This is a genomic window from Microbacterium sp. Root166, from assembly GCF_001427145.1.
Lineage (GTDB): Bacteria > Actinomycetota > Actinomycetes > Actinomycetales > Microbacteriaceae > Microbacterium.
Genome location: NZ_LMGL01000001.1, coordinates 18,459 through 43,271, shown reverse-complemented (window position 1 = coordinate 43,271; position 24,813 = coordinate 18,459). Strand labels below are relative to the sequence as shown.

21 protein-coding genes are annotated in these 24,813 nt (G+C 71.0%); 9 read left to right on the top strand and 12 right to left on the bottom strand.

Annotated elements, in window-relative coordinates; all coding sequences use genetic code 11:
• Positions 1 to 74: 74 nt before the first annotated feature.
• The 4 genes from ASD56_RS00175 to ASD56_RS00160 are packed head-to-tail and all read right to left on the bottom strand — an operon-like array spanning position 75 to position 4,098.
• Positions 75 to 1,757 carry a PTS mannitol transporter subunit IICB gene (locus tag ASD56_RS00175; RefSeq protein ID WP_055959813.1) on the bottom strand — a complete coding sequence of 561 codons (1,683 nt, stop codon included), beginning with the start codon at positions 1,755 to 1,757 and terminating at the stop codon, positions 75 to 77.
• 60 nt (positions 1,758 to 1,817) lie between these two features.
• Positions 1,818 to 3,473: a phosphoenolpyruvate--protein phosphotransferase gene (ptsP, locus tag ASD56_RS00170; protein WP_055959810.1), complete on the bottom strand. Its 1,656-nt coding sequence runs from the start codon at positions 3,471 to 3,473 to the stop codon at positions 1,818 to 1,820.
• 3 nt (positions 3,474 to 3,476) lie between these two features.
• Complete coding sequence (locus tag ASD56_RS00165; protein WP_055959807.1) at positions 3,477 to 3,752, bottom strand: HPr family phosphocarrier protein; 276 nt, start codon at positions 3,750 to 3,752, stop codon at positions 3,477 to 3,479.
• A gap of 22 nt (positions 3,753 to 3,774) precedes the next feature.
• A complete protein-coding gene (locus ASD56_RS00160; protein ID WP_055959804.1) occupies positions 3,775 to 4,098 on the bottom strand; it encodes a PTS sugar transporter subunit IIB in 324 nt (107 codons plus the stop codon).
• 162 nt (positions 4,099 to 4,260) lie between these two features.
• Here ASD56_RS00160 and ASD56_RS00155 point away from each other — a divergent pair, with 162 nt between their 5' ends.
• Positions 4,261 to 6,201: a BglG family transcription antiterminator gene (locus ASD56_RS00155; protein ID WP_055959802.1), complete on the top strand. Its 1,941-nt coding sequence runs from the start codon at positions 4,261 to 4,263 to the stop codon at positions 6,199 to 6,201.
• 320 nt (positions 6,202 to 6,521) lie between these two features.
• Here the strand turns inward: ASD56_RS00155 and ASD56_RS00150 are convergent, their stop codons facing one another.
• From ASD56_RS00150 to ASD56_RS00135, 4 genes are all read right to left on the bottom strand, one after another.
• Complete coding sequence (locus ASD56_RS00150; RefSeq protein WP_055959799.1) at positions 6,522 to 7,106, bottom strand: GNAT family N-acetyltransferase; 585 nt, start codon at positions 7,104 to 7,106, stop codon at positions 6,522 to 6,524.
• A gap of 57 nt (positions 7,107 to 7,163) precedes the next feature.
• Positions 7,164 to 8,564, bottom strand: a complete 1,401-nt coding sequence (locus ASD56_RS00145) for an MFS transporter (RefSeq protein WP_055963336.1) — start codon at positions 8,562 to 8,564, stop codon at positions 7,164 to 7,166.
• A gap of 124 nt (positions 8,565 to 8,688) precedes the next feature.
• Positions 8,689 to 10,365 (bottom strand): phospho-sugar mutase, encoded by a 1,677-nt coding sequence (locus ASD56_RS00140; RefSeq protein WP_055963333.1) that lies wholly within the window; start codon positions 10,363 to 10,365, stop codon positions 8,689 to 8,691.
• 86 nt (positions 10,366 to 10,451) lie between these two features.
• Entirely contained in the window at positions 10,452 to 11,285 is an 834-nt protein-coding gene (locus ASD56_RS00135) for a purine-nucleoside phosphorylase (protein WP_055959796.1), read from the bottom strand.
• Positions 11,286 to 11,377: 92 nt separating this feature from the next.
• Here ASD56_RS00135 and ASD56_RS00130 point away from each other — a divergent pair, with 92 nt between their 5' ends.
• The gene (locus tag ASD56_RS00130) at positions 11,378 to 12,826 is read left to right on the top strand and encodes an NAD(P)H-quinone dehydrogenase (RefSeq protein ID WP_235565450.1); all 1,449 of its coding nucleotides are present in this window, start codon (positions 11,378 to 11,380) and stop codon (positions 12,824 to 12,826) included.
• Between the two features lie 152 nt (positions 12,827 to 12,978).
• On the opposite strand, the gene ASD56_RS00125 is transcribed toward ASD56_RS00130, so the two are convergent.
• Both ASD56_RS00125 and ASD56_RS00120 read right to left on the bottom strand, forming a co-directional pair.
• The gene (locus ASD56_RS00125; RefSeq protein ID WP_055959790.1) at positions 12,979 to 14,745 is read right to left on the bottom strand and encodes an acetyl/propionyl/methylcrotonyl-CoA carboxylase subunit alpha; all 1,767 of its coding nucleotides are present in this window, start codon (positions 14,743 to 14,745) and stop codon (positions 12,979 to 12,981) included.
• Between the two features lie 75 nt (positions 14,746 to 14,820).
• Complete coding sequence (locus ASD56_RS00120; RefSeq protein ID WP_055959787.1) at positions 14,821 to 15,501, bottom strand: Maf family protein; 681 nt, start codon at positions 15,499 to 15,501, stop codon at positions 14,821 to 14,823.
• Positions 15,502 to 15,524: 23 nt separating this feature from the next.
• Here ASD56_RS00120 and ASD56_RS00115 point away from each other — a divergent pair, with 23 nt between their 5' ends.
• From ASD56_RS00115 to ASD56_RS00100, 4 genes are read left to right on the top strand one after another with little or no spacing between them, the layout of a single operon-like run.
• Positions 15,525 to 16,853 (top strand): class I SAM-dependent RNA methyltransferase, encoded by a 1,329-nt coding sequence (locus tag ASD56_RS00115; protein ID WP_055959784.1) that lies wholly within the window; start codon positions 15,525 to 15,527, stop codon positions 16,851 to 16,853.
• A 9-nt stretch (positions 16,854 to 16,862) separates the two neighbouring features.
• Positions 16,863 to 17,540, top strand: a complete 678-nt coding sequence (locus tag ASD56_RS00110) for a response regulator transcription factor (protein ID WP_055959781.1) — start codon at positions 16,863 to 16,865, stop codon at positions 17,538 to 17,540.
• Positions 17,530 to 18,816, top strand: coding sequence for an ATP-binding protein (locus tag ASD56_RS00105; protein ID WP_055959779.1), 1,287 nt, complete (start codon positions 17,530 to 17,532; stop codon positions 18,814 to 18,816). Before ASD56_RS00110 ends, ASD56_RS00105 begins: the two co-directional genes overlap by 11 nt.
• Complete coding sequence (locus tag ASD56_RS00100; protein ID WP_055959777.1) at positions 18,813 to 19,901, top strand: hypothetical protein; 1,089 nt, start codon at positions 18,813 to 18,815, stop codon at positions 19,899 to 19,901. The genes ASD56_RS00105 and ASD56_RS00100 overlap by 4 nt, the downstream gene beginning before the upstream one ends.
• A 270-nt stretch (positions 19,902 to 20,171) precedes the next feature.
• Here ASD56_RS00100 and ASD56_RS00095 read toward each other — a convergent pair whose 3' ends face one another.
• Positions 20,172 to 20,402, bottom strand: coding sequence for an acyl-CoA carboxylase subunit epsilon (locus ASD56_RS00095; RefSeq protein ID WP_055959774.1), 231 nt, complete (start codon positions 20,400 to 20,402; stop codon positions 20,172 to 20,174).
• Positions 20,399 to 21,997 (bottom strand): acyl-CoA carboxylase subunit beta, encoded by a 1,599-nt coding sequence (locus ASD56_RS00090; RefSeq protein ID WP_157535694.1) that lies wholly within the window; start codon positions 21,995 to 21,997, stop codon positions 20,399 to 20,401. Before ASD56_RS00090 ends, ASD56_RS00095 begins: the two co-directional genes overlap by 4 nt.
• 130 nt (positions 21,998 to 22,127) lie before the next feature.
• On the opposite strand from ASD56_RS00090, the gene ASD56_RS00085 reads away from it, so the two are divergent.
• The 3 genes from ASD56_RS00085 to ASD56_RS00075 all read left to right on the top strand — a co-directional run bounded on the left by ASD56_RS00085 (position 22,128) and on the right by ASD56_RS00075 (position 24,756).
• Complete coding sequence (locus ASD56_RS00085) at positions 22,128 to 22,925, top strand: biotin--[acetyl-CoA-carboxylase] ligase (protein ID WP_055959768.1); 798 nt, start codon at positions 22,128 to 22,130, stop codon at positions 22,923 to 22,925.
• A gap of 75 nt (positions 22,926 to 23,000) precedes the next feature.
• Positions 23,001 to 23,561, top strand: coding sequence for a PH domain-containing protein (locus ASD56_RS00080; protein WP_055959765.1), 561 nt, complete (start codon positions 23,001 to 23,003; stop codon positions 23,559 to 23,561).
• 58 nt (positions 23,562 to 23,619) lie between these two features.
• The gene (locus ASD56_RS00075; RefSeq protein ID WP_055959763.1) at positions 23,620 to 24,756 is read left to right on the top strand and encodes a 5-(carboxyamino)imidazole ribonucleotide synthase; all 1,137 of its coding nucleotides are present in this window, start codon (positions 23,620 to 23,622) and stop codon (positions 24,754 to 24,756) included.
• Positions 24,757 to 24,813 lie beyond the last annotated feature (57 nt).

The window sequence follows — 24,813 nt, the reverse complement described above, 5'->3', positions numbered from 1 at the left end:
ATTTACGGATGCCGCAGCCGAGGACCATGGGGCCGGGGGCCTCGCGCCGCCCGACCCCACAGTCGTCTCAGCGCCTACACACCATCCTGGTGCTGGTCGCGGACGAGGTCCACGACCTCGTCGTAGCGCGGCGAGTTCATGAAGTTGTCCACCGAGACGTGCACGGCACCGGGCGTCTGCTTGCGTGCCCGGTCAGTGAGCTGGTTCTGCGTGATGACGAGGTCGGCGGAGGCGTCCAGGTTCGCGATCGCCTTGTTGACGACCGTGACGTCCTCGATGCCCGCCTTCTTCATCTTGTTGCGCAGCACGCTCGCGCCCATCGCCGAAGACCCCATGCCCGCGTCGCACGCGAACACGATGTTCTGCACGCGCTTGGTGGTGAGGATGCCGCCGCTGGCGAGGCCCGCGGTCTCCGCCTCGGTCTCGAGCTTGTCGAGGGCCTCCTCGGCGTCGTGCAGCGCGGCGCGGTCCTTGCCGTCGGACGCGCGCAGCGCGTCCATGGCGGCCGAGGACTTGCCCTTGTTCGCCTCGGTCTGGCTGATCGCGGCGCCGAACGCGTCGGCCTCGGCGAGCAGGTCGCGCTTGCGCGAGGCCCGCAGGATGACGCCGGCGACCAGGAAGGTCACGACGGCCGCGAGGATCACCGAGAGGTAGACCACGAGCAGGTTGCCGACGCCGGGTCCGATGGCGGCCGCGGTCACGGCGATGATGCTGCCGGGAGCCGCCGGGAACGCGAGCCCGCCGCCCAGCAGCATGTTCGTCGTGACGCCGGTCGCGCCGCCCGCGATGAGCGCCAGGATCGTCATCGGCTTGCTCAGCGCGTACGGGAAGTAGATCTCGTGGATGCCGCCGAAGAACTGGATGATGATCGCGCCGGGTGCCGAGGCCTTGGCCGCGCCGACCCCGAAGAAGGTGAACGCCAGCAGCAGGCCGAGGCCCGGTCCGGGGTTCGCCTCGATGAGGAACAGGATCGACTTGCCGGTCTCTGCCGCCTGCTCGATGCCGAGCGGTGTGAAGACGCCGTGGTTGATCGCGTTGTTGAGGAACAGCACCTTCGCCGGCTCGACGATGATCGACACGAGGGGCAGCAGGTTGTAGTCGACCAGCCAGCCGACAGCGCCGCCGAGGACGGCGCTGATCCCGAGCATCACGGGGCCGAAGGCAAAGAAGCCGACGATCGCGAGGATCATGCCGAGGATGCCGGCGGAGAAGTTGTTCACCAGCATCTCGAACCCGGGCTTGATCTTGCCGTCCCAGATCCGATCCATCCACTTGGTGATGAGCGCCGCGAGCGGGCCCATGATCATGGCGCCGAGGAACATCGGGATGTCGGTGCCCACGATCACGCCGACCGTGGCGATGGAGGCGACGACGCCGCCGCGCTCGCCGTAGACCATGCGGCCGGCGGTGTTCGCGATGAGCAGCGGCAGGAGGTAGACCACCATGGGCCCCACCAGGCCGACGTAGGCGAGGAAGTTCCCGCCCTCGCCCTCGGCGAGCTGGACCATCGAGCCCTGCCAGCCGATGACGGCCTGGTCGCCGCCGCCGCCGATGATCTCGGCGACGGGATACCAGTGCCAGCCGAACGGGCTGTCCGCGCCGAAGAAGCCGGCGGGGATGAAGAGCATCGTGATGAAGCCCCAGGCGATGAAGGCCGCGATGTTCGGCATGATCATGCCGGAGAGGAAGGTGCCGAAGCGCTGCACCCCCACTCGTGCCTTGTTCATGCCCGTGGCGGGCGGTGACGTCGTTGTCATTGCTGTGTCTCCTGTTCTGCGGTGAATCGCTGGTGTCGGGTGGTCGGCCGCTCGCGCGGGCTATCGGGTGGCGGCAGCCTGGGCTGCACTTCGGGCGGATGCCGCACCATCGGCGGCGAGGGCGGCCTCGGCGATGACGCGGGCGTCGTCGATCGAGTGCTGCAAGAGGGTGGCTCGCACATCGGCCAGGGCCGTGGGCGCCATCGACAGGCTGGTCGCCCCCAGACCCACCAGCACGACGGCGAGCAGCGGGTCGGCCGCGGCCTCGCCGCAGATGCCGACGGGCTTGCCGTGGACCCGGCCCGCATCGCCGACCTCGCGGATCAGCCGCAGCACCGCGGGGTGCCACGGGTCCTGGAACGCCGCCACCGAGCCGAGCAGCCGGTCGGCGGCCAGCGTGTACTGGGTAAGGTCGTTCGTGCCGATGGAGGCGAAGTCCGAGTACGCGAGGATCCGATCCGCCAGCAGTGCCGACGACGGCACCTCGACCATGACCCCGGCGGTCTTGATGCCGTAGTCCTTCGCGATGTCGGTGAAGTACACCGACTCCTCGACCGTCGCGACCATCGGGGCCATGACCCACAGGTCGGCGTCGGTCGCGGCATCCGCCTCTGCCAGTGCCGTCAGCTGCTCGCGCAGGATGTCCTCGCTCGCGCGGAGGGCGCGGATGCCGCGAAGTCCGAGCGCGGGATTTTCCTCGTGCGCGTCGTTGAGGAAGGCGAGCGGCTTGTCGGCGCCGGCGTCGAGGACGCGGACCACGACCTTCTTGCCGGGGAACGCCGACAGCAGCTTCGTGTAGGCCTCGCGCTGCTGCTCGACGGTGGGAGCCTGGGCCGAGCTCAGGAAGAGGAACTCGGTCCGGAAGAGGCCCACACCCTCCGCGCCGAGTGCGACGGCGTCGGCCGCGGCTTCGGGCTTGCCGAGGTTCGCGAGCAAGGGGATGGGCGTGCCGTCCGACAGGGCTCCGTCGGTGATCGGAGCCGACGACGCCGAGGCGCGGTCCTCCGCCCGGTTCTTCGCACGATCGAGCTCCTCCGTCGTGGGCTCGGTCGTGACGACGCCGGCCGCGGCATCCACGATCACCATCTCGCCCTCGCGCAGGCTCTTGGCGTCCACGGCGCCGACGACGGCGACGATCGACTTCTCGCGGGCGAGGATCGCGGTGTGCGAGGTCGGGCCGCCCTCCGTCGTCACGAGCGCGAGCACCTTGTCGAGGTCCAGCAGGGCGGTGTCGGCCGGCGCGAGATCCTTCGCGACGAGCACGAACGGATGCCCCGGATCGGGCACTCCCGGAGCGGGAACGCCGCGCAACCGTGCGATCACGCGCTGGGCGACGTCGTCGAGATCGGCGGCGCGCTCGCCGAGGTAGCCTCCCAGGGCGGTGAGCTGCTCGCGGAACGAGGCGAAGGCGTCGAAGACGGCGAACTCGCCGGTGAGCCCCCGGGCGATCCGGGTCCCGACCTCGTCCTCCAGGCTCGGGTCCTCCGCCATCATGGCCTGGGCCTCGAGCACCTCCTGGGCGGCGCCGCCCGCCTGGGTCCCGCGCTGCTCGAGCTCTCTGGCGACGGCGGTGACGGCATCCTTCACCCGCGCCTTCTCTTCGTCGGGGCTCAGCGTGCTCGGCGCGTCGCTCGGTGCCGGCAGCGGCTCGGCCATCCGGGCGACGGGCCCCTGGGCGACGCCCAGGCCGATTCCGACTCCTCGCAGTTCGGTCATCGTCTACTCCGCATCGTGATCGGTCGTGAGGAGCTCGGCGAGCGTGTCGAGTGTGTCCTCGGCGCCGTCGCCGTCGGCCGTGAGGGTGACGTAGTCGCCCTGCTCGACGCCGAGGGCGATCACGCCGAGGATGCTGGCCGCGTTGACCGGCGCCCCCGAGCCCTTGGAGACCGTGACCGGGATGCCGGCATCCTTCGCCGCCTGCGCGAACATCTTCGCGGGGCGGGCGTGCAGGCCGTGCGCGGATCCGATCCGGACGGTCCGGGAGGTGGGGGGCATGTGATGGCCTTTCCGGTGGGTGTCAGTCGGCGTGGGTGATGCGGGCAGGGGAGGCGGCGCGGACGAGCTCGAGGGTGCGCGTACCGTCCATGTCGCTGAAGATGTCGGCGGGCAGGGGCACGACGACCGCACCCGTGGCTGCGGCATCCGCTCGGATACGCTCCAGGGCGTGGCCGAGATGCGGCCCGACGAGCACCATGTCGGCACCCGCGAGGTCGGCAGCGAGGGACTGGTCCGTGCCGGCCACGGCGGTCAGCTCGAATCCCTGGTCCAGTGCGGCGCGGCGCACGCGCTGAGCGACGAACGTGCTCGACGCACCCGCACCGCAGATCACCAGGATCCTCATCGACCCGCCTCCTTGAGGCCATTGTTGTGAAAATGCTGAGAGCGGACAACCAGTCCTTCTTCCGCAGGGGCGGAAGGCGGAGCGGGGGAGGCCCCGGGCAGACACGCTCATGATTGACTTGCCACCACGAGGGCGTCGGCAGGGCGCCCCGGAAGGAGCACAGTGACCCGCGCGAGGCAGGATCGGCTTCTCGGCCTGCTCGCCCGAGACGATGACTGGGCGACTGCGGCCACGCTGGCCGACGCGCTCGGGGTCACGCCGCGCAGCATCCGCTCCTATGTCACCGCGCTCAATGCGCGCGTGGCCCCCGGCACCGCCGTGGAATCCGGACCCCAGGGGTACCGCGCCGGTCCCGATGCCGCGACGGCGCTGCGGGCGGCGGGCGAGGCCGGCACTCCCCGGGACCGCCTGCACACCCTGGTCCGCTCGCTGCTCGCCGCCCCGGACGGCATCGACGTCTTCGAGACGGCCGAGGTGCTCCATGTGAGCTCGGCGACGCTGGACGCCGACCTCGCGCGCGTGCGCGGCCTCCTCGGCGGCACCGAGCTCACCCTCGAGCGCTCCGCGTCGCGTGCGCGGCTGCGAGGCACCGAGGTCGCTCAACGACGTCTGCTCAGCAGACTGGCGCACGATGAGATGGATGCCGGATCCTTCGACCTCGCCGCGCTCCGGCGCACGCTCGGCGAGGGGTCGGTCGGTGCGGCGGCGTTCGGTCCCTTCAAGGCCGAGCTCGTCGCCCGGCTCGGCGACCTCGGGTGGTTCGTCAACGAGTTCGGCATCACCGACGTCGTGATGCACATCGCGATCGCGGCCGACCGCGTTGCGCACGACCGGCCGCTGGACGCCGCGCCCGATGAGCTCCCGACGCCGGGCGACCGGTCGGCGCGGACCGAAGTCGCCGGGATCATCGCCGAGCTCACGCAGCGCCACCTAGGGGTCGAGCTGGGCAGCGGCGACCTGCAGCATCTCGCCACCCTTGTGCTCACCCGCGTCGTGGCGCCGGGCGGGACCGGCGGGGCGCCGGCGCAGGACCAGCCGCCCATCGAGCCTGAGGTCGAGTCCGCCGTGCGCGGGGTCGTGGAGCAGGCCGCGGCGGAGTTCCTCGTCGACATCGCCCACGAGGACTTCGTCCTGCGCCTCGCGCTTCACGTCCAGAACCTGCTGCATCGCTCGCGCGAGCAGGCGTGGTCGCGCAACCCGCTGACACGGTCGCTCAAGTCGACCTACCCGATGATCTTCGAGGTCGCGGTGTTCATCGCCAACGGACTGCACGAGCGGCTCGGCATCCCGCTCCTGGACGACGAGATCGCCTACATCGCGATGCACGTCGGCGGCCGGCTCGAGCGCAGCCGCCGAGCGGACCAGCTGCTCACCGCGACCATCGTCTGCCCCGGGTACTACGAGCTGCACGAGCTGCTGCGCTCGTCGGTCGACCGCTCGCTGGGCCAGGCCATCGAGGTGGTCGGCGTCGAGACCAGGGTCGACCCGGACTGGAGCTCGATCGACACCGACCTCGTGCTCACCACGATCGACCCGGCGGTGCCGGGGGAGCGCATCGTGCGGATCCAGCCGTTCCTCACCGACGCCGACATCGAGCGCGTGCAGGCGGCCGCGGGGCGCATCCGCCGCAGCCGCCGACTGGCGCGGCTGCGCACGGAGCTCGAGCGCTACTTCTCGCCCTCCGCGTTCCTCCGCGGTCTGGATGCCTCCGCCGGCGTCGAGCAGGTGATCCGCGACCTCGGTGCGACGCTCATCGCGCAGGGCGTCATCGATGACGACTACGTGGAGCGCACCATCCAGCGCGAGCACCTCTCCTCGACCGCCTTCACGGATGCGCTCGCGGTTCCGCACGCCCTCGGCATGACCGCGACGCGGACCTCGATCGCGATCGGCATCGCCGACCCTTCGATCGCGTGGGGTGACGGCCGCGTCCAGGTCGTGGCGCTGGTGGCGTTCTCCGAGACCGATCGCGAGGCGTTCCAGACGGTGTTCGAGCAGTTCGTCGAGGTCTTCTCCGAGCGCGAGAGCGTGCAGCGGATCGTCCGGCGCAGCACCGACTTCAGCGGCTTCCTCGACGAGCTGGTCGCGGTCATCGACGGCTGATCTCGGCATCCGTCAAAACCGCATGTGAGCTCATGCTCACACAGCCGTTTGGCCGCTCGTCCCCGCCGAGTTGCCACTCGTTGTCAGTACGCGCCCGTCGAAGCGACGCTAACCGGCAACTCGGCGCCGGAGCCGGCAACTCGGCGCCATCGACCCCGATCGTGCCACCGAGATGCCACTCGTTGTGGCTACGCGCCCGTCGAAACGGCAGCGACCGGCAACTCGGCGCCGCCGGCCCCGTCCCGTCCGAGGGCGTGTGAGCATGAACTCACATACGGTTCTGAGAGGTCCCGGCATCCGCTCGGGTGAGCCGGCCGGCCTCAGCCTCGGCGCAGGCGCTCCTCGAGGCCGAGCTTCACCGCGGGCCACTCGGCCGGAAGGATCGAGAAGACCACCGTGTCGCGCAGCGTGCCGTCGGGTCCGAGCCGGTGGTTGCGCAGTACGCCGTCCTGCTTGGCGCCGAGCCGGGCGATCGCCTCACGCGACTGGCGGTTGTGCCAGTGCGTGCGGAACTCCACCGCGATCGCGTCGCAGGACTCGAACGCGTGCGTGAGCAGCAGCAGCTTGGCCGCGGTGTTCACCGCGGTGCGCTGCGCTTCCAGTCCGAGCCAGGTGTGCCCGATCTCGACGTGCCGGTTGGCCTGGTCGATGTTGCAGAACGTGGTCTCTCCGACGACGCGGCCGGTCTCGAGCCGCCGCACCGCCCACGCGTTCATGTGCCCCTCGGCCTGCCAGGCGAGCCGCTGCTCCACGTCGGCCGCGACGGCGTCGCCGGACGGCACCGATGTGTACCAGGCGTGTTCGAGGCCGATCGATGCCGCTGCCAGGTCAGCCGTGTGGTCGGGACTCAGCGGCTCGAGACGGACGAAGGCGTTCTCGAGCGACACCGGCTGCGTGAGGAGCATCCCCCGAGCCTAGGACCCTGGGCTCAGGACCCTGGGCTCAGCACTCCTGCTCGCCGGTCAGGAATCCTTGCCGTGCATGACGGCCTCGACGGCAGCCGCCGCGGCGGCGGGGTCGTGCTCGGCGACCTGCGAGGCCTCGCGCGCGGCGGCGATCGCGCGCTGCCCGGCGGGGAGCCACACGGCCAGGCCGATCACGACGAACGTGAGGATACCGGCGGCGATCAGCAGGAGCTCGATCGGCATGACGTCGGCGAGGGGGCCGAACACGACCATGCCGAGCGGCATGGCGACGGCCATCACGATTCCGAGGAACCCGAACACGCGGCCCTGGCGCTCGGGCTCGACGGTCTCCTGCAGCAGCGTCATCGACGGCGTCGAGAAGAACGGCACCGCGAGCCCCACCAGGAACATGAAGCCGAAGAACATCCAGATGTTCGGTGCCAGGCCGAGGCCGATCGAGAGCACGCCGAACACCAGCGACGACGTGACGATCAGGCCGATGCGACTGCGCTTGGCGAAGAACGTCGCCACGAGGATGCCGCCCAGCATCATGCCGATGCTGAACGCGATCTCGAGCACCGCCAGGTTGACGACGTCCTGCGCCTCGCCGGCGGGGAAGGTGCGCACCAGCATGAGCGGCGTCAGGTTCGACGGCGCGACCGTCAGCACGAAGATGATCGCGAAGACGATCAGCAGCCAGCGCACGAAGGCGTGGTGGACGATGTAGCGGACGCCGTCGACGAGGTCGGCGAAGTAGCCGGTCTGCACGTCGGACGCCTTGCGGACGGTGCCGACGGAGATGAACGCCAGGATGCCGATCCCGATCACCGCGGTGACGACGTCGATGAAGAAGATCGGGATCAGCGAGGCCGCCGTGCCGCCGGTCGCCGCCGACGACCACGCGTAGATCGCCCCAGCCGCTGCGGGGGCGAGCAGCATCATGGCGGACTGGATCGAGCCGTTGATGCCGTTGACCCGGATGAGGTTGCGGGTCGGCGTGATCTGCGGGATGAGCGCCGACACCGCGGGCATCTGGATGCCCGCGCCGGCCGAGCGCACGGCCATGACGGCGAACAGCAGCCACACCGCGTCATACCCGGTCATCATGATGAGCGCGAGCGCGAGCGTCGACAGGGCGATCGCGGCATCGGCGCCCATGATCAGGTACTTGCGGTTATGGCGGTCGGCCCACACCCCGCCGAAGATCGAGACGACGGCCTGCGGCAGGAATCCGAACAGCGCCGCGAGCATCATGTACACGCCCGAGCGGTACTCGATGGTCAGGTACCAGAACACCGCGTACTGCACGAGCATCGAGCCCAGCAGGCTCACGGTCTGTCCGCTCAGGAACAGGATGACCTTGCGCAGCCAGTGCGGCGGATCGCTCGCCTGGGCCTCTGCGGCGACGGCTTCCCCGGGATCGTCGGTCGCGGCATCCGTCTGGTCGTCGCCCTGCATGCTCACTGCGCCCGCCTCCGTCTCGACGTCCCCCGTGCGAGGACCCCGGACCATCGGCCCGAGGAGCTCGCGGCCGCGACTCTAGCACGCACCGCGGACACGCCGTAGGGGAGCCGTGACGCGCTCAGCCGATCTGGTCGAGCAGCTCCCGGGCACCCGCGGCGAGCTGCTCGACGCGTGCCGCCGCATCCGCTGCCGAGTCGCCGCGGACGTCGAGGTACAGCTTGAGCTTGGGCTCGGTTCCGCTCGGCCGCACGATGACCCGCGAGCCGTCGGTGAGCCAGAGCCGCAGCACGTCCCCGGGCGGCAGGTCGTCCACGCCCTCGAGCAGGTCGTCGACCCGCTCCACGGACACATCGCCGATGGCGGACGGATGCTGCGCCCGCAATGCCGCCATGATCCGGGCGATGTCGGACACATCGTCGACGCGCACCGAGATCTGGTCGCTCGCGAAGGCGCCGAACGTCTCGTCGAACTCGGTGAGGAGGTCGGCGAGGGCGAGACCGCGGCCGCGCGCCTCGGTCACGAGACCCAGCATCGCGATCGCAGCGGAGATCCCGTCCTTGTCGCGCACCGTCTCGGGGTTCACGAGGTACCCGAGGGCCTCCTCGAAGCCGAAGACGATGCCGGGCGCACGCGAGATCCACTTGAAGCCGGTCAGCGTCGAATGGAAGTCGAGCCCGTAGTGCTCAGCCACCGACTGAAGGCCCGGCGAGGACACGAGCGAGCACGCCAGCGAGGCACCCTCAGGCGCGCCTGCCTCGGACACCAGCCGTGCGGCACGCCAGCCGAGCAGGAGGCCGATCTGGTTGCCGGTCAGCCGCCGCCAGCCGTCCTCGGCGGATGCGTCCGGGATGGCCACGGCGAGGCGGTCGGCATCCGGGTCGTTCGCGATCACGAGCTCCGCGCCCGCTTCCCGGGCGCGCTCGAAGGCGAGGTCCATGGCGCCGGGCTCTTCCGGGTTGGGGAAGGCGACGGTCGGGAATGCTCCGTCGGGCTCGAGCTGCGCGGTCACGGGGATCGGCGCGGGGTATCCGGCGGCATCGAGGATCCGCGAGAACGTCTCCCACCCCACGCCGTGCATCGCGGTGTAGACCCAGCTCAGCCCGGCGGCGCCCTCCGGTGCTGGGGCGACCGAGGCGGTCGCGGCGATGTAGTCGTCGACGACGATCTCGGAGGCGATCTCATAGCCCAGCGACCGAGGAAGCGCGCTGATGTCGCCGGCATCGGCCACCCGCTGGATGTGCGCGGCGATCTCGGCGTCGGCCGGAGCGACGATCTGCGAACCCTCGTCGTCGCCGCCGAGGTAGACCTTGTACCCGTTGTCGTCGGGCGGGTTGTGGCTGGCGGTCACCATGACCCCGGCCGCCGCGCCGAAGTGGCGCACCGCGAAGGCCAGCACGGGGGTCGGCAGCAGTCGCGGCAGCAGGATCGCGCGTAGGCCCGCGCCGGCGAAGATCTCGGCGGAGTCCCTCGCGAAGACGTCCGAGTTGCGACGGCCGTCGTAGCCGACGACGACGACCGGGGTCTCGGCATCCGTCGTCTTGTTCTTCTCGTTCACGTAGCCCGCCAGTCCCGCGGCGGCCTGCGCGACGAGCACGCGGTTCATGCGGTTGCTGCCGGCGCCGAGCTCGCCACGCAGACCCGCCGTGCCGAACGCCAGGCGACTGGAGAACCGGTCCTCGAGGCCGGCGAGGGCGTCCGCGTCGCCGTCCTCGGCTGCCGCGATCAGTGCGCGCAGCTCTGCCCGGGTCTCGGCGTCCGGATCCTGCGACAGCCACGCCCGAGCGCGGTCGATGATCGACGCCTCGTCGTCCGCCCCTGCCGGGACCGACTCCGGAGCGGGTTCCTGGGCGTCGGGAGCGGATGCCGGGATCTCGGCGTCGCTCACAGTGCACCGATCACGCGGGCCAGGAGCGAGGAGATCACCGGCTCAGCCTCGCGGCCCGCCTCGATCACCTCCTGATGGCTGAGCGGCGTGGTCTGGATGCCGGCCGCCATGTTCGTGATGAGCGAGAAGCCGAGGATCTCCATGCCCGCCTGGCGGGCCGCGATGGCCTCGAGGGCCGTCGACATGCCCACGATGTGGCCGCCGATGGCCTTGGCCATGCGCACTTCGGCCGGGGTCTCGTACTGGGGACCCCGGAACTGGCAGTACACGCCCTCGTCGAGGGACGGGTCGATCGTACGGGCGAGGTCGCGCAGGCGCATCGAGTACAGGTCGGTGAGGTCGATGAACGTCGCGCCCTCGAGCGGCGAGTCGCCGGTGAGGTTGATGTGGTCGCTGATCAGCACCGGCTGCCCGGGCTTCCAGGTGTGCTTGATGCCGCCGGCGCCGTTGGTGAGCACCATGGTGCGCGCGCCCGTCGCGGCGGCGGTGCGCACGCTGTGCACGACACGGCGGGCGCCATGGCCCTCGTAGTAGTGCGTGCGTGCGCCGATGATGAGGACGCGGCGGCCCTTCGGTGTGAGGACGCTGCGGAGCGTGCCGACGTGCCCCTCGAGCGCCGGCTTGCTGAAGCCGGTCACCTCAGTCGCGGGGAACGTGACGGTGGTCTCGCCGATGAGCTCCGCGGCCTTGCCCCAGCCGCTTCCGAGCGTGAGGGCGATGTCGTGGCGCTCGACGCCGGTGAGGCGGGCGATGTCCTCGGCTGCGGCGGCCGCCACCTCGAACGGATCGGCCGAGGGGTCGTCGAGGGGATTGCCGGTCGTGTCTGACATGACCCCCACTCTAGGAAGCCGCGGGCGCAAGGGCCAGCGGCGCCTGCGAGGGGTGTCGTCCCCGGGTGCCCGCGCAAGAGAGAATGGTCCACATGTCCTTGAGCTTCGAGCGCACTCAGAGCGTCGCCATCATCGGCGGCGGACCCGGCGGCTACGAAGCGGCGCTCGCCGCCGCCCAGCTCGGAGCCGAGGTGACCGTCGTCGAACGGGCGGGCATCGGCGGATCCGCCGTCATCACCGACGTCGTCCCCTCCAAGACCCTCATCGCCACCGCCGACGCGGCCGTCGCGATCGCGGGGGCCGGAGACCTCGGAGTGCAGCTGTTCGCCAAGGGCAAGGACGGCAAGCCCCTCAAGCCCGAGATCGCGATCAACCTCGTCGCCGTGAACAAGCGGCTGCTCTCGCTCGCCCGGCAGCAGTCCGACGACATGCGCGCCTCGCTCGTCGAAGCGGGCGTCCGGATCATCTCCGGACACGGGCGGCTCGAGGGCGAGAACTCGGTCATCGTCTCGACGGGTCCCGGCGGCACGGACTTCGATCGCATCGAGGCCGACACCCTCGTGGTCTCGACGGGCTCATCGCCGCGCGAGCTGCCGACGGCCATGCCCGACGGCGAGCGGATCCTGACGTGGACGCAGCTGTACGACATGACCTCCGTCCCCGAGCACCTCATCGTCGTGGGGTCGGGCGTCACCGGCGCCGAGTTCGCCTCCGCCTACATGAACCTCGGTGCGAAGGTGACGCTCGTCTCCAGCCGTGACCAGGTCCTGCCCGGCGAGGACTCGGATGCCGCGGCCGTGCTCGAGAAGGTCTTCAAGCGCGGCGGCATGAAGCTGCTGTCGAAGTCCCGTGCCGACAAGGTCGAGCGCGTCGGCGACGGCGTCGTGGTCACGCTCAGCGACGGCCGCACCGTCGAGGGCAGCCACTGCCTCATGGCGGTCGGCTCGATCCCCAACACCGCCGGCGTCGGGCTCGAGCAGGCCGGCGTGCAGATGACCGAGTCCGGTCACATCCAGGTCAACCGCGTCGCTCGCACCTCGGTGCCCAACATCTACGCCGCCGGCGACTGCACGACCTTCGTCCCGCTCGCCTCCGTCGCCTCGATGCAGGGGCGCACCGCGATCTTCCACGCGCTCGGCGACGTCGTGATCCCGCTCGAGCGCCGGCGCATCACCTCGAACATCTTCACCGCGCCCGAGATCGCCACGGTCGGCTGGCAGGAGAAGGACATCTCCGACGGGCTCATCAACGCCGTCGTGCACAAGCTCCCGCTCGCGGCCAACCCGCGCGCGAAGATGATGGGCATCAAGGACGGCTTCGTCAAGCTCATCGCGCGTCAGGGCAGCGGCAGCGTCGTGGGCGGGGTCATCGTCGGCCCGCGCGCGTCCGAGCTCATCTACCCGATCGCGATCGCGGTCGAGCGCCGGCTGACGGTCGACCAGGTCTCGCGCGTGTTCGCGGTGTACCCGTCGCTGTCGGGCAGCATCACCGACGCCGCACGCGCCATGCACGTCGTGGACCACGGCATCTACGGAGCCTGAGCCGCACACACGAACAGCAGAGCGGATGCCGAAGCCTCGGCATCCGCTCTGCTCATGCTGTTCGCGAGAATCAGTCGTGCGTCAGAGAATCGCTGCGTCGCGCTGATTCTCGGACGTCGCGCCGATTCTGGGCGAACCCGGGACCCCGGGGACTACGAGATCGTCAGCAGCTGGTGCCCGGCCGAGACCGTCGTGCCGGCCGAGGCGTTGATCGCGCCGACGGTGCCGTCCTTGTGCGCCTGGATCGGCTGTTCCATCTTCATGGCCTCGAGCACGACGACGAGATCGCCCTTGACGACCTGCTGGCCGTCCTCGACAGCGACCTTGACGATCGTGGCCTGCATCGGCGACTTGACGGCGTCGCCCGATGCGCCCGAGACCACCGAGGGCGAGTGCGAGCGGCGCGACGGCGGGACCGCCGCCGGGCGGCCGGTCGTCCCCGGAGCGGTCACGACGCGGTCGGGCAGGCTGACTTCGAGACGCTTGCCCGCGACCTCGACGACGACGGTGTGGCGCGTCTCGGCGGGCTTGGGAGCCTCGGCCTCGCCGTCCCACGGGGCGATGTCGTTGACGAACTCGGTCTCGATCCAGCGCGTGAAGACGCCGAACTCGCCGTTCTCGGCCGTGAATGCGGGGTCGCGGACGACCTTGCGGTGGAAGGGGAGGACCGTCGGCATGCCGGCGACCTCGAACTCGTCGAGCGCACGGCGCGAGCGCTGCAGCGCCTCGGCCCGGTCGCGCCCGGTGACGATGATCTTCGCCAGGAGCGAGTCGAAAGCGCCCGAGACGCTGTCGCCCGCGGTGACACCGGAGTCGAGGCGGATGCCGGGACCGCCGAACGTCTTGAAGACGTGGATCGGTCCGGGCTGGGGGAGGAAGCCGCGACCGGCATCCTCGCCGTTGATGCGGAACTCGATCGAGTGGCCGTCGGCGATCGGGTCGTCGTAGCCGATCTCCTCGCCCTCGGCGAGGCGGAACTGCTCGCGCACCAGGTCGACGCCGGTGATCTCCTCCGAGACCGGGTGCTCGACCTGCAGGCGGGTGTTCACCTCGAGGAAGGAGATCGTGCCGTCGGCGCCGATCAGGAACTCGCAGGTACCCGCACCGACGTAGCCGACCTCCTTGAGGATGGCCTTGGACGAGTCGTAGAGCGTCTTGTTCTGCTCGTCGCTGAGGAACGGCGCGGGCGCCTCCTCGACGAGCTTCTGGTGGCGGCGCTGCAGCGAGCAGTCGCGCGTCGAGATGACGACGACGTTGCCCGCGGCATCCGCGAGGCACTGCGTCTCGACGTGACGCGGCTTGTCGAGGTACTTCTCGACGAAGCACTCGCCGCGGCCGAAGGCGCTGATCGCCTCGCGCGTGGCCGACTCGAACATCTCGGGCACCTCTTCGAGGGTCCGGGCGACCTTCAGGCCGCGGCCGCCGCCGCCGTACGCGGCCTTGATGGCGATCGGGAGCCCGACCTCCTGGGCGAAGGCGACGACCTCGTCGGCACCCGAGACGGGACCGGGCGTGCCGGGGGCCAGCGGTGCGCCGACCTTCTCGGCGACCCTGCGTGCGGTGACCTTGTCGCCGAGGGCCTCGATGGCCTCGGGGCTGGGTCCGATCCAGATCAGACCCGCGCCGATCACCGCGCGGGCGAAGTCGGCGTTCTCGGCGAGGAATCCGTAGCCGGGGTGCACGGCGTCGGCGCCGGAGCGGCGCGCGACCGAGAGGATCTTCTCGATCGAGAGGTAGGTGTCGGCGCTCGTGAGGCCGTCGAGGGCGTACGCCTCGTCGGCGAGCCGGGCGTGCATGGCGTCGCGGTCCTGATCGGCGTAGACGGCGACGGAGGACTTGCCGGCGTCGCGTGCGGCGCGGATGACACGGACGGCGATCTCGCCGCGGTTGGCAATGAGCACCTTGGCGATATGAGGCATGGATGTCAGCCTACCGACGCCCCCGGCCCTGCTTTTGACCGGTTCCCACAAGAAGCGCTACGAAACGTGGGACTCCTACGACAATCCCGGATCCCCGTCGAGCGACGGATCGACCGTGTGCCAGAGCGACGTCCAGTCGACGCCGAGCTCCCGCACGAGCACGCGCAGGGTCGACAGCGACATCCCGATCACCGTCGAAGGGTCGCCGTCGACGCGCGTGATGAACGCCCCGCCGAGGCTGTCGACGGTGAATGCGCCGGCGACGTGCAGCGGCTCTCCGGTGCGGACGTACGCCTCGATCTCGGCATCCGTCACGTCATCGGCGAAGGTGACGGATGCCGCGGCCACGGCGTGCACCTCGCGGGGAGCGGAGCCCGGCTCGAGCCGCACCACCGCGTGCCCGGAGTGCAGCACGCCGGTGCGGCCGCGCATCGCGCGCCAGCGGGCGACCGCGTTCTCGGGGGTGTGCGGCTTGCCGAGGACTTCGCCGTCGAGCTCGAACATGGAGTCGCCGCCGATGACGATCCCGTCGAAGCCGGGGATCTCGTCGGCGAGGCGGCCCGCGACGTCGGCCGCCTTCCGCCGCGCGAGGAGGAGGACGTGCTCGTCGGGGGCGAGGGTGCGTCGCTCTGCCGACTCGATCGCGTCGACGACGGCTTCCTCGTCGACGTCCGGGGCCAGCGTGAGGGGCCGGATCCCGAACTGCTGCAGCAGCATGAGCCGGGCGGGAGAGGTCGAGGCGAGGCACACGCGCATGCGTCCACCGTAGGCTCTCCCACGTGACGGAATCGACAGGCGACAGCGGGCAGATCATCGACCTCGAGATCGGCGACGTGGCCCACGGCGGCGTCTTCGTGGCGCGGCACGAGGGGCGAGTGGTCTTCGTGCCCGATGTGCTTCCCGGCGAGCGGGTACGCGTGCGGCTCACCGACACCTCGAAGAACTCGTTCTGGCGCGGGGAAGCGCTCGAAGTCCTCGATGCCTCGCCCCACCGTCGCGCGCACGTCTGGCGGCAGGCCGACATCGACGTCGACCCCGAGCGGCGCCCCGGCGGCGCCGAGTTCGGCCACATCGATCTCGCCGAGCAGCGGCGGCTCAAGCTCAACGTCCTCACCGACGCGCTGCACCGCTTCGGCGGCGTCGATCTGCCGGTCTCGATCGGCGCTGCGGAGGGTGACGCGACGTCTGCTCCCGAGACGTCCGACGGAACGCGCTGGCGCACGCGGGTGAGCCTCCACGTCGATGACGAGGGGCGAGTCGGGCCCTACGCCGCGCGCAGCCACCGGGTCATCGCGGTCGACGACCTTCCGCTGGCGACCCAGGAGGTCGAGGATGCCGCGCTCGCGCTCCGCGGCGGCCAGCCGGGTCGCATCGACCTCGTGCAGCCGGACGACGGCCGGGTCCGGGTCATCGTCCGCCCGGAGCGCCCTGCGGGTCGTGGCCGCGGTCGCAGCGGTCCCAAGCCTGTCGAGCCGAAGCCCGAGATCGTCTACGAGCGGGTCGGCGACCGCGACTTCCGCGTCGATGCCGGCGGCTTCTGGCAGGTCCACCGCCTCGCCGCGCACACCCTCACGCAGTCGGTGCGCTCCGTGCTCACGGGGCTCGGCGAGCACGTCTCGTGGGATGCCGATGCCTGGCACCTCGACCTCTACGGCGGAGTCGGACTGTTCGCCGCGGCCATGGGCGACGTCGGCGGCCGGGCGACCCGGATGACCACGGTGGAGTCCGATCCGCGCGCCACCGACAACGCCGCCGAGAACCTCGTCGAGTGGGTCGGAGCTCGCGCCGAGACCGGCCGTGTCGATCGCTGGCTCGCACGGCTCGCGGCCGAGGCGACGGCCGCGGAGAAGGAGCGGCTCTCCCGCGGAGTCGTTCTGCTGGACCCGCCGCGTGCGGGCGCCGGTCGCGCCGTGGTGGAGTCGGTGGCGTCGCTGGCCCCCGGCGCGGTGGTGTACGTCGCCTGCGATCCGGTGGCGCTCGCCCGCGACGTCGCCATCTTCCGCGACGCCGGGTACGACACCACCGCGGTCGAGGCGCTCGATCTGTTCCCCAACTCACACCACGTCGAAGCAGTCGCCACCCTCATGCCGTCGCGGTCACGGCGATAGGCTGACGCCATGACCCGGGTTGCCCTCATCGATGATCACGAATCCGTGCGACTCGGACTCGAAGCGGCGTGCGCCCGCGCACTGACGAAAGAGGTGGTGTTCTCGGGCAGCAGCGTGACCGAGTACCTCGCGTGGCGTGCCTCCAGCGGCGCCCCACCCGCTGACGTCGCCGTGCTCGACCTGACCTTGGGCGACGGCACGACCGTCACCGAGAACGTCCGCAACCTGGTCAGCGACGGTTCGAGCGTCATCATCCACAGCGTGGCGGATCGACCGGCCGCGGTGCGCGAGGCGCTCGCCGCCGGTGCCGCCGGAGTCGTGAGCAAGTCCTCGCCGATCGACGATGTCATCGCCGCGGTGCGCACCGTCGCCCGGGGCGAGCCGTTGAACAACGTGGAATGGGCCAGCGCCGTGGAAGGCGACCGCGAGTTCGCCGACGCGCAGCTGTCCGCGCGCGAACGCGAGGTCCTGCGGCTGTACGCCACCGGCCTGCCGCTCAAGGTGGTCGCCGACCGGCTGGGCGTGGCGTACTCCACCGCCAAGGAGAACATCACGCGTGTCCGCGTGAAATACGTCGAGGTGGGGCGCCCCGCGCCCACCAAGGTCGACCTGCTCCGGCGAGCGATGGAGGACGGCATCGTGATCGAGCCGACCGGCGATCAGGAGAGCGTCCCGCGTGGCGGCTGACGCGGCAGTCCTCGACAGCGCGTGGGGGATGATCCCGCACTCGCGCGAGGCCACGTCGGGCATCGGCTCGTTCACGCGCACGCGCGTCGAGCGCATCATCGTCCTCACCGGCGGCTTCGGCTCGCTCGTGCTCGGTACGCAGGCGTTCCTCAGCGCCCTCGGCCCCGGTGAGGAGCGCCCCGGCTGGCACATCCCGCTGATGGTCGCGGTCTTCGGGCCGCTGACGATCATGATCATCGCGTGCTTCATCGGTTTCGGAGTGCGGCTCACCGCGGGCGTCTTCGCGCTCGCGTACGTGCTGGCCCTCACGACCTGGCCGATCGCGACGGCTGGATCGAGCCCGGTCGCGACCGACCAGCCGTGGATCTGGTACTTGGTGAACATCGCCACCCTCGCCGCCGTGCTGGCGTTCCCGTTCCCGCTGCAGATCGTGTGGACCATGCTCGCGCCGCTGCTGTTCGGGTTCGTGCGGCTCATTCAGGGAGGCTTCGCGAGCGATTTCTGGATCGCGGTCGGTCTGGACGTCTCATTCGCGCTGATCCTGGGCGGCGTGATCCTGACGCTCGGATGGGTGTTCCGCTCGGTCGCGGCCAACGTCGACAGCACCCGGGCCCGTGCCGTCGCCTCCTACGCGGAGGCGGCCGCCGCGGACGCCCGCGAGCAGGAGCGCATCGCCGTCGCCGCCCTCATGCACGACAGCGTCCTCGCGGCCCTCATCTCCGCCGAGCGCGCGGAGACGCCACGGGCGCGCACGCTCGCGGCTGCGATGGCGCGGGAAGCGCTGACCCGGCTGGCGAACACCGACCAGGACTGGTCGGAGGGTCCGGACGCGCCGAAGCGCCCCGACGAGGTCGCCGACGACATCGAGGCGGGCGCACGCGAGGTGGGGGTGGAGCTGAGCGTAAGGCGCGTGGTGGAGACAGGCGCGGCGGAGACGGGCGCGGCGGAGACAGGCGCTGTGGAGTCGGTCCCGCTGTCGGTGCCCGGCCGTGTGGCTCGCGCCCTTGCGCTCGCCGCGACGCAGGCCGTCGCGAATGCCGTCCAGCACGCGGGCGGCGAGGGGCTGACGGTCTCGGTGACGGCGACAGAGCATCAGATCGACATCGAGGTTCGCGATTCCGGCGAGGGCTTCGTCCTCGAGGACGTGCCCGACGACCGCCTCGGCATCCGGGCATCCATCTTCGCGCGCGTCGCGGCGGTGGGCGGGCTGGCCACCATCGACTCCGGCCATCGCGGCACCTCGGTCCGCCTGACGTGGCGGGAGGCGGGCGAATGATCAGTGTCAAGAACGTCCTCGTCGCCCTCGCGCTCGCCTTCACGGCCTATCTCGCGGCGCGCGGCATGTGGTGGACGGCGCCCGTGCCGCACCCGTTCGTGGCCATCGCCACCCTCGGGTTCTACCTCGCGTCGACGTGGCTCTGCATCTTCTGGTACAGCAGTCCGCGGTCTGTCGCCCCGGCTGCTTCGACTCCACCGTCGGCAGAGACCGGCGACAAGGATCCCCTGGCCCCGGCCGGGCGCGGTCCGCACAAGCTCCCTGTGCCGGCTCAGGTGCTCGCGATCGCGTGCGCGGTCATCGTGCCCACCGCGGTCGCGTACGCCGTCGGCCCGGACGCCCGCACCGCCTCGTTCGCGACGTGGTACCTCGGCGGGATCGGCGCGCTCATGACCATCGTCATGGTCCGCCGGCGGCCATGGACCGCATGGGCGGGCACCGCGCTGCTCGCCATCGCCTCCATGGCCTGGATGGGGTGGGCCAGTGCGCTCGCACTCGGCCTGGTCGGCTCGATCGTCTGGGTCGCGACGGCGCAGCTGCTCGTCCGCTCGATGGACCGCGCCGCTCGTGACACCGCCCGGCTCGCCCAGCTGCAGCGCGCGGCGTCGGGATGGCAGGCCACCCAGTCGGTGCGGCAGCGCGAACGCCGAGTGCAGGTCCAGCAGGCGCTCGCGGTGGCCGGACCCGTGCTCACCCGCACGGTGGCCACCGGCGGGCGGCTGAACGACGATGACCGGCTCGAGGCCAGGCTGGCGGAGGGCCGGCTGCGCGACGAGATGCGCGGCCCCCGTCTACTCGATGACGAGGTGCGCGCAGAGCTCGAGCGCGCCCGCCGCCGCGGGGCCAACGTCACCGTGCTCGACGAGGGCGGCCTCGACGGCCTCGACGACGACTCCCTCATCGTGATCCGCGCCCAACTGGCCGAAGCGCTGCGCTCGGCGAGCTCGGAGCGGCTCTACATCCGCACGTCTCCTGATGCGCGGGTCGCTGTCACGGTCGTCGGGCGATCACCCGCGGTCGGGGCGCCCTCGGACGAGGACTCGGTGGATCTCTGGCGAGAGATCCCGCACCCCGAGCTCGCCTGAGCCTCGGCGTCCAGGCGACCGGAAAGTAATCGCTCCCCGTTCCGGTAGGGGGGAGATGAACCGGAACGGGGAGCGGAGTGGGAGGAGGCGAGGGGCGGCGAAGCCGCCCGCCCCTCGCCTTGGCGGACTGTTACCCGAAAACAGCCCGCGTGGCCGAACCCGGATCTTCGCAGAGCGGAGAGCGAGTCAGCCGAACGCAGAAGCGTTCCAGCGGTTCAAGTATCGCCGGGCCCCTCGCCTGTCGTCTGTAGGTATTTCGGGGGACAAATCTCAGCCGCTGAAACGGCCCCAGCCGAGCTCGCGGCGCAGCGGCGTGCGCAGGCCTCGTTGGGTGACGGACCAGGCCGTCCGGACGGCGTCGTCGGAGACGGTCGCGTGGGCGGCCTCGACCGCATACGCCTCGCTGACGACCGCGAGCAGCGCGGCCAGCTCGTCATCGCTCGGAGCGCCGCGATGCACGTCGATCGTGATGTCGCCCACGGGTGCGTCGGCGTCCGTCACAGGGGGATGTTCCCGTGCTTCTTGGGCGGAAGCGTGGCGCGCTTGCCGCGCAGCGCGCGCAGCGCCTTGGCGATCGACACCCGCGTCTGCGCAGGCTCGATGATGCCGTCCAGCTCGCCGCGCTCGGCGGCGAGGAACGGGGAGGCGACGTTGTAGGTGTACTCGTTGGCGAGCCGGGTGCGCACCGCCGCGACATCCTCGCCCGCCTCCTCGGCGCGCTTGATCTCGGGCCGGTAAAGGATGTTGACCGCGCCCTGACCGCCCATGACCGCGATCTCCGCGGTCGGCCACGCCAGGTTGATGTCCGCGCCGAGCTGCTTCGAGCCCATCACGATGTACGCGCCGCCGTAGGCCTTGCGGAGGATCACGGTCACCAGCGGCACGGTGGCCTCGGCGTACGCGTACAGCAGCTTCGCGCCGCGGCGGATGACGCCCGTCCACTCCTGGTCGGTGCCGGGGAGGTAGCCCGGCACGTCGACGAGGGTGACGATCGGGACCGAGAAGGCGTCGCAGAACCGCACGAACCGGCTCGCCTTCTCGCCGGCCTCGATGTTGAGCGTTCCGGCCATCTGCGACGGCTGGTTGGCGATGATGCCGACCGAGCGGCCCTCGATGCGGCCGAAGCCGATCACGATGTTCGGGGCGAAGAGCGGCTGCACCTCGAGGAACTCCTCGGAGTCGACGATGCCGCGGATGACCTGGTGGATGTCGTAGGGCTGGTTCGGCGAGTCGGGGATGATCGTGTTCAGCGCGCGATCGGCATCCGTCGTCTCGAACTCGAACCCGGTCTCGTAGACCGGCAGCTCCGCCATGTTGTTGTCAGGCAGGAAGCTGAGCATGGTGCGGACGTAGTCGATCGCGTCGTCCTCGTCCTCGGCGAGGTAGTGCGCGACGCCGGACCGGGTGTTGTGCGTGTGGGCGCCGCCGAGCTCCTCCATGCCGACGTCCTCGCCGGTCACGGTCTTGATGACGTCGGGACCGGTCACGAACATCTGGCTGGTCTTGTCGACCATCACGACGAAGTCCGTCAGGGCGGGCGAGTACACCGCGCCGCCGGCAGCCGGGCCCATGATGATCGAGATCTGCGGGATCACGCCGGACGCCTGGGTGTTGAGGCGGAAGATCTCGCCGTACTTGCCGAGCGCGACCACGCCCTCCTGGATGCGCGCGCCGCCCGAATCGAGCATGCCCACGATCGGGATGCCGCTGCGCAGCGCGAACTCCATCACCTTGATGATCTTCTCGCCGGCGACCTCGCCCAGCGATCCGCCGAAGGTGGAGAAGTCCTGCGAGTACACCGCGACGGTACGGCCGTGGATCGTACCCACACCCGTGACGACGGAGTCGCCGTAGGGGCGGGACTTGTCCATGCCGAACGCGGTCGTGCGGTGGCGGACGTACTCGTCGAGCTCGACGAAGCTGCCCGGGTCGACGAGCAGCTCGATGCGCTCGCGCGCCGTGCCCTTGCCCTTCGCATGCTGCTTCTGCTGGGCCGCCACCTCGGCGTCGAGGACGGCCTCCTGGTAGCGGGCGCGGAGGTCGGCGATCTTGCCGGCGGTCGTGAAGAGGTCGGGCTGATCGGTCACGGGTTCCACCCTATCGGCGGGCTCGGCGCAGACGTTGGAGGGTTCGCACAACGGGCCGGGGCATCCGCTGTGGGGTTCTCGTCGGGTCTCGGGCGCAATGGGTGTCCGGGGGCGGAGGGCGCCGGGTAGCGTGTGGCCCATGACGTACTCGCAGGAGGGCTATCCCCTCACCGCCGCGATCAGTCCCCGCGTGCAGGTCGTGGAGTCGACCGAGTCGACCAACGCCGACGTGGTCCGCCACGTCGTGGACGCTCCCGCCGAGTGGCCGCACCTCTCGCTGCTGCTGACCACAGACCAGCGCGCGGGCCGCGGACGGCTCGACCGCACGTGGGTCACGCCGCCGGGCACGGCGCTCGCAGCGTCCGTCGTCGTGCGAGTGGGCGCGATCCCGCCCACGGCCCGCGGGTGGATCCCCCTGCTGGCCGGCGCGGCGATGACGCGAGCCGTCGGCGAGCAGCTGCGGGGGACCGCCCACGCGGCGGCGCTCAAATGGCCCAACGACGTTCTCCTGGACGGGGGCAAGGTGTGCGGCATCCTGGCGGAAGTCGTGCCGGGACACCCGGACGTGGTCGTCATCGGATCGGGAGTGAACACCCGGATGCCGCAGCCCGACCTACCGGTCGAGACCGCCACCTCCTTCGAAGCGGTCGGTCTGGTCGCCGACGAGGACAAATTGGTCGCGGACTACCTGTCCGCGCTCGACGAGCAGCTGCAGGTGCTGGCGGCCGCGGGCGGCGACCCCGTCGGCTCGGGAATCCTCAGCAGCGTGGAGAGCCTCTGCTCGACGATCGGCAGCGATGTGGCCGTGTCGCTGCCCGACGGCGAGACGCTGCGCGGGCGTGCCATCCGCATCGACGGCGAAGGCCGGCTCGTCGTCGAGCAGGACTCCGAGTTCGAGAGTGCGGTGTCGGCCGGCGACGTGGTGCACGTGCGCTGACGATTCCGACGCGGTCCGCGTGGCGGACCGGCGGTGCGTGGCGGCCGCGGACGCTGCGCGGACCAGAATGGGATCATGACGCAGCCGATCTATGGCGGGAGGCCGCTGACGCCCGCACCGGGCGCGCCGACCCCCGAGCTGCGCGTCGCGCGGTTCCGCGGCCATGCGCGGCGGCTCGGCTGGTCGGCGCTCGTGCTGATCGTCGTCGCGGGCGCCTGCGGGTACTTCTACGGCAACCTGCCCGCGCCGTTCGAGGACTGGATGATGCTCGCCGCCGCCGCCGCGGTCGTCCTGCTGCTCGTCCTGATCCCCTTCCTGCGCTGGTGGGCGCACGTCTACACGATCACCACCCGCCGGGTCATCGACAAGCGCGGCGTCCTCGCGCCTCGCCAGCGAGAGCTCAGCCATGTCCGCGGCTACACGATCCAGGTCCGCAGGGGCCCGCTGCAGCGGATGTGGGGCGCCGGCACCCTCACGCTGTCCAACGGCGTCGAGGAGCCCATGCGGCTCGTGAACGTCCCGAGCGTCGAGCTGGTCCACGAGGCGCTGGTCGATCAGGTCGAGGTCAACCAGATCCTCGCCCACCGCGACGCGCAGGCGCTTCCGCCGATGCCGCCGCCCCCTCCCGCCCGCTAGGGCGAACGCGCGCCCGCGGGTGCGGGAAGATGGAGCGTCGGAACAGAGAGGTGGCGCCATGACGCTGCGAGTCGGAGTCGTCGGTGGCGGGCAGCTCGCCCGCATGATGATCGCCCCTGCGGTCGAGCTCGGGGTCGAGCTGCGCGTGCTGGCCGAAGCGGAGGGGATGTCCGCCGCGCTCGCGGCGACGGCCGTGGGCGACTACCGCGACGCGGCCACCGTGCTGGCCTTCGCCCGCGATGTCGACGTCCTCACCTTCGACCACGAGCACGTGCCGCAGGAGGTGCTGCGGGAGCTCGTCGATGCCGGGGTCGCGGTCCACCCCGGTCCCGACGCGCTTCGCTTCGCGCAGGACAAGCTCGTCATGCGCCGGCGGCTCGCCGAACTCGGGATGCCGCAGCCCGACTGGGCCGCCGTCTCGGGTGTCGACGAGCTCCAGGCCTTCCTCGACGCGCACGGCGGCCGTGCCGTCGTGAAGACCCCGCGCGGCGGCTACGACGGCAAGGGCGTCCGCGTGGTGTCGTCGGCCGTCGAGGCCGAGGACTGGTTCGCGGCGCTGGCCGAGGACGCCCGCGGCGGCGAGCTGCTCGTGGAAGAGCTCGTCGATTTCTCGCGGGAGCTCGCCCAGCAGGTCGCGCGTCGCCCGTCGGGCGAGATCGCGGTGTACCCGGTCGTCGAGACCGTCCAGCGCGACGGCGTCTGCGCCGAAGTGCTGGCGCCCGCGCCGCACGCCGCCGCACGGCTCAGTGAGGTCGCGGCCGGCATCGGCACCGCCATCGCCGAGGGCCTCGGCGTGACCGGCATGCTCGCTGTCGAGCTGTTCGAGACGACCGACGAGCGGCTGCTCGTGAACGAGCTCGCGATGCGCCCGCACAACAGTGGCCACTGGACCCAGGACGGCGCCGTGACGAGCCAGTTCGAGCAGCACCTGCGCGCCGCGCTCGACCTGCCCCTCGGCGACACTGCCCCGAGCGCGCCGTGGGCCGTGATGGTGAACATCCTCGGCGGGCCCGCCGAGGACTCCCTCACGCAGCGCTTCGCCGCGGCGATGGCCGACTACCCCGGTGCCAAGGTGCACACGTACGGCAAGGCGCCCCGGCCGGGGCGCAAGGTGGGGCACGTCAACGTCGTCGGGGACGACCTGGACGACGTCGCCTACCGGGCGCGGGCGGCGGCATCCCTCTTCCTCGACTGAGTCTGTTCGGATCGGATGCCGGGCCGCGCCGTTGCGGTGATCTTCCAGGCTCGCGCC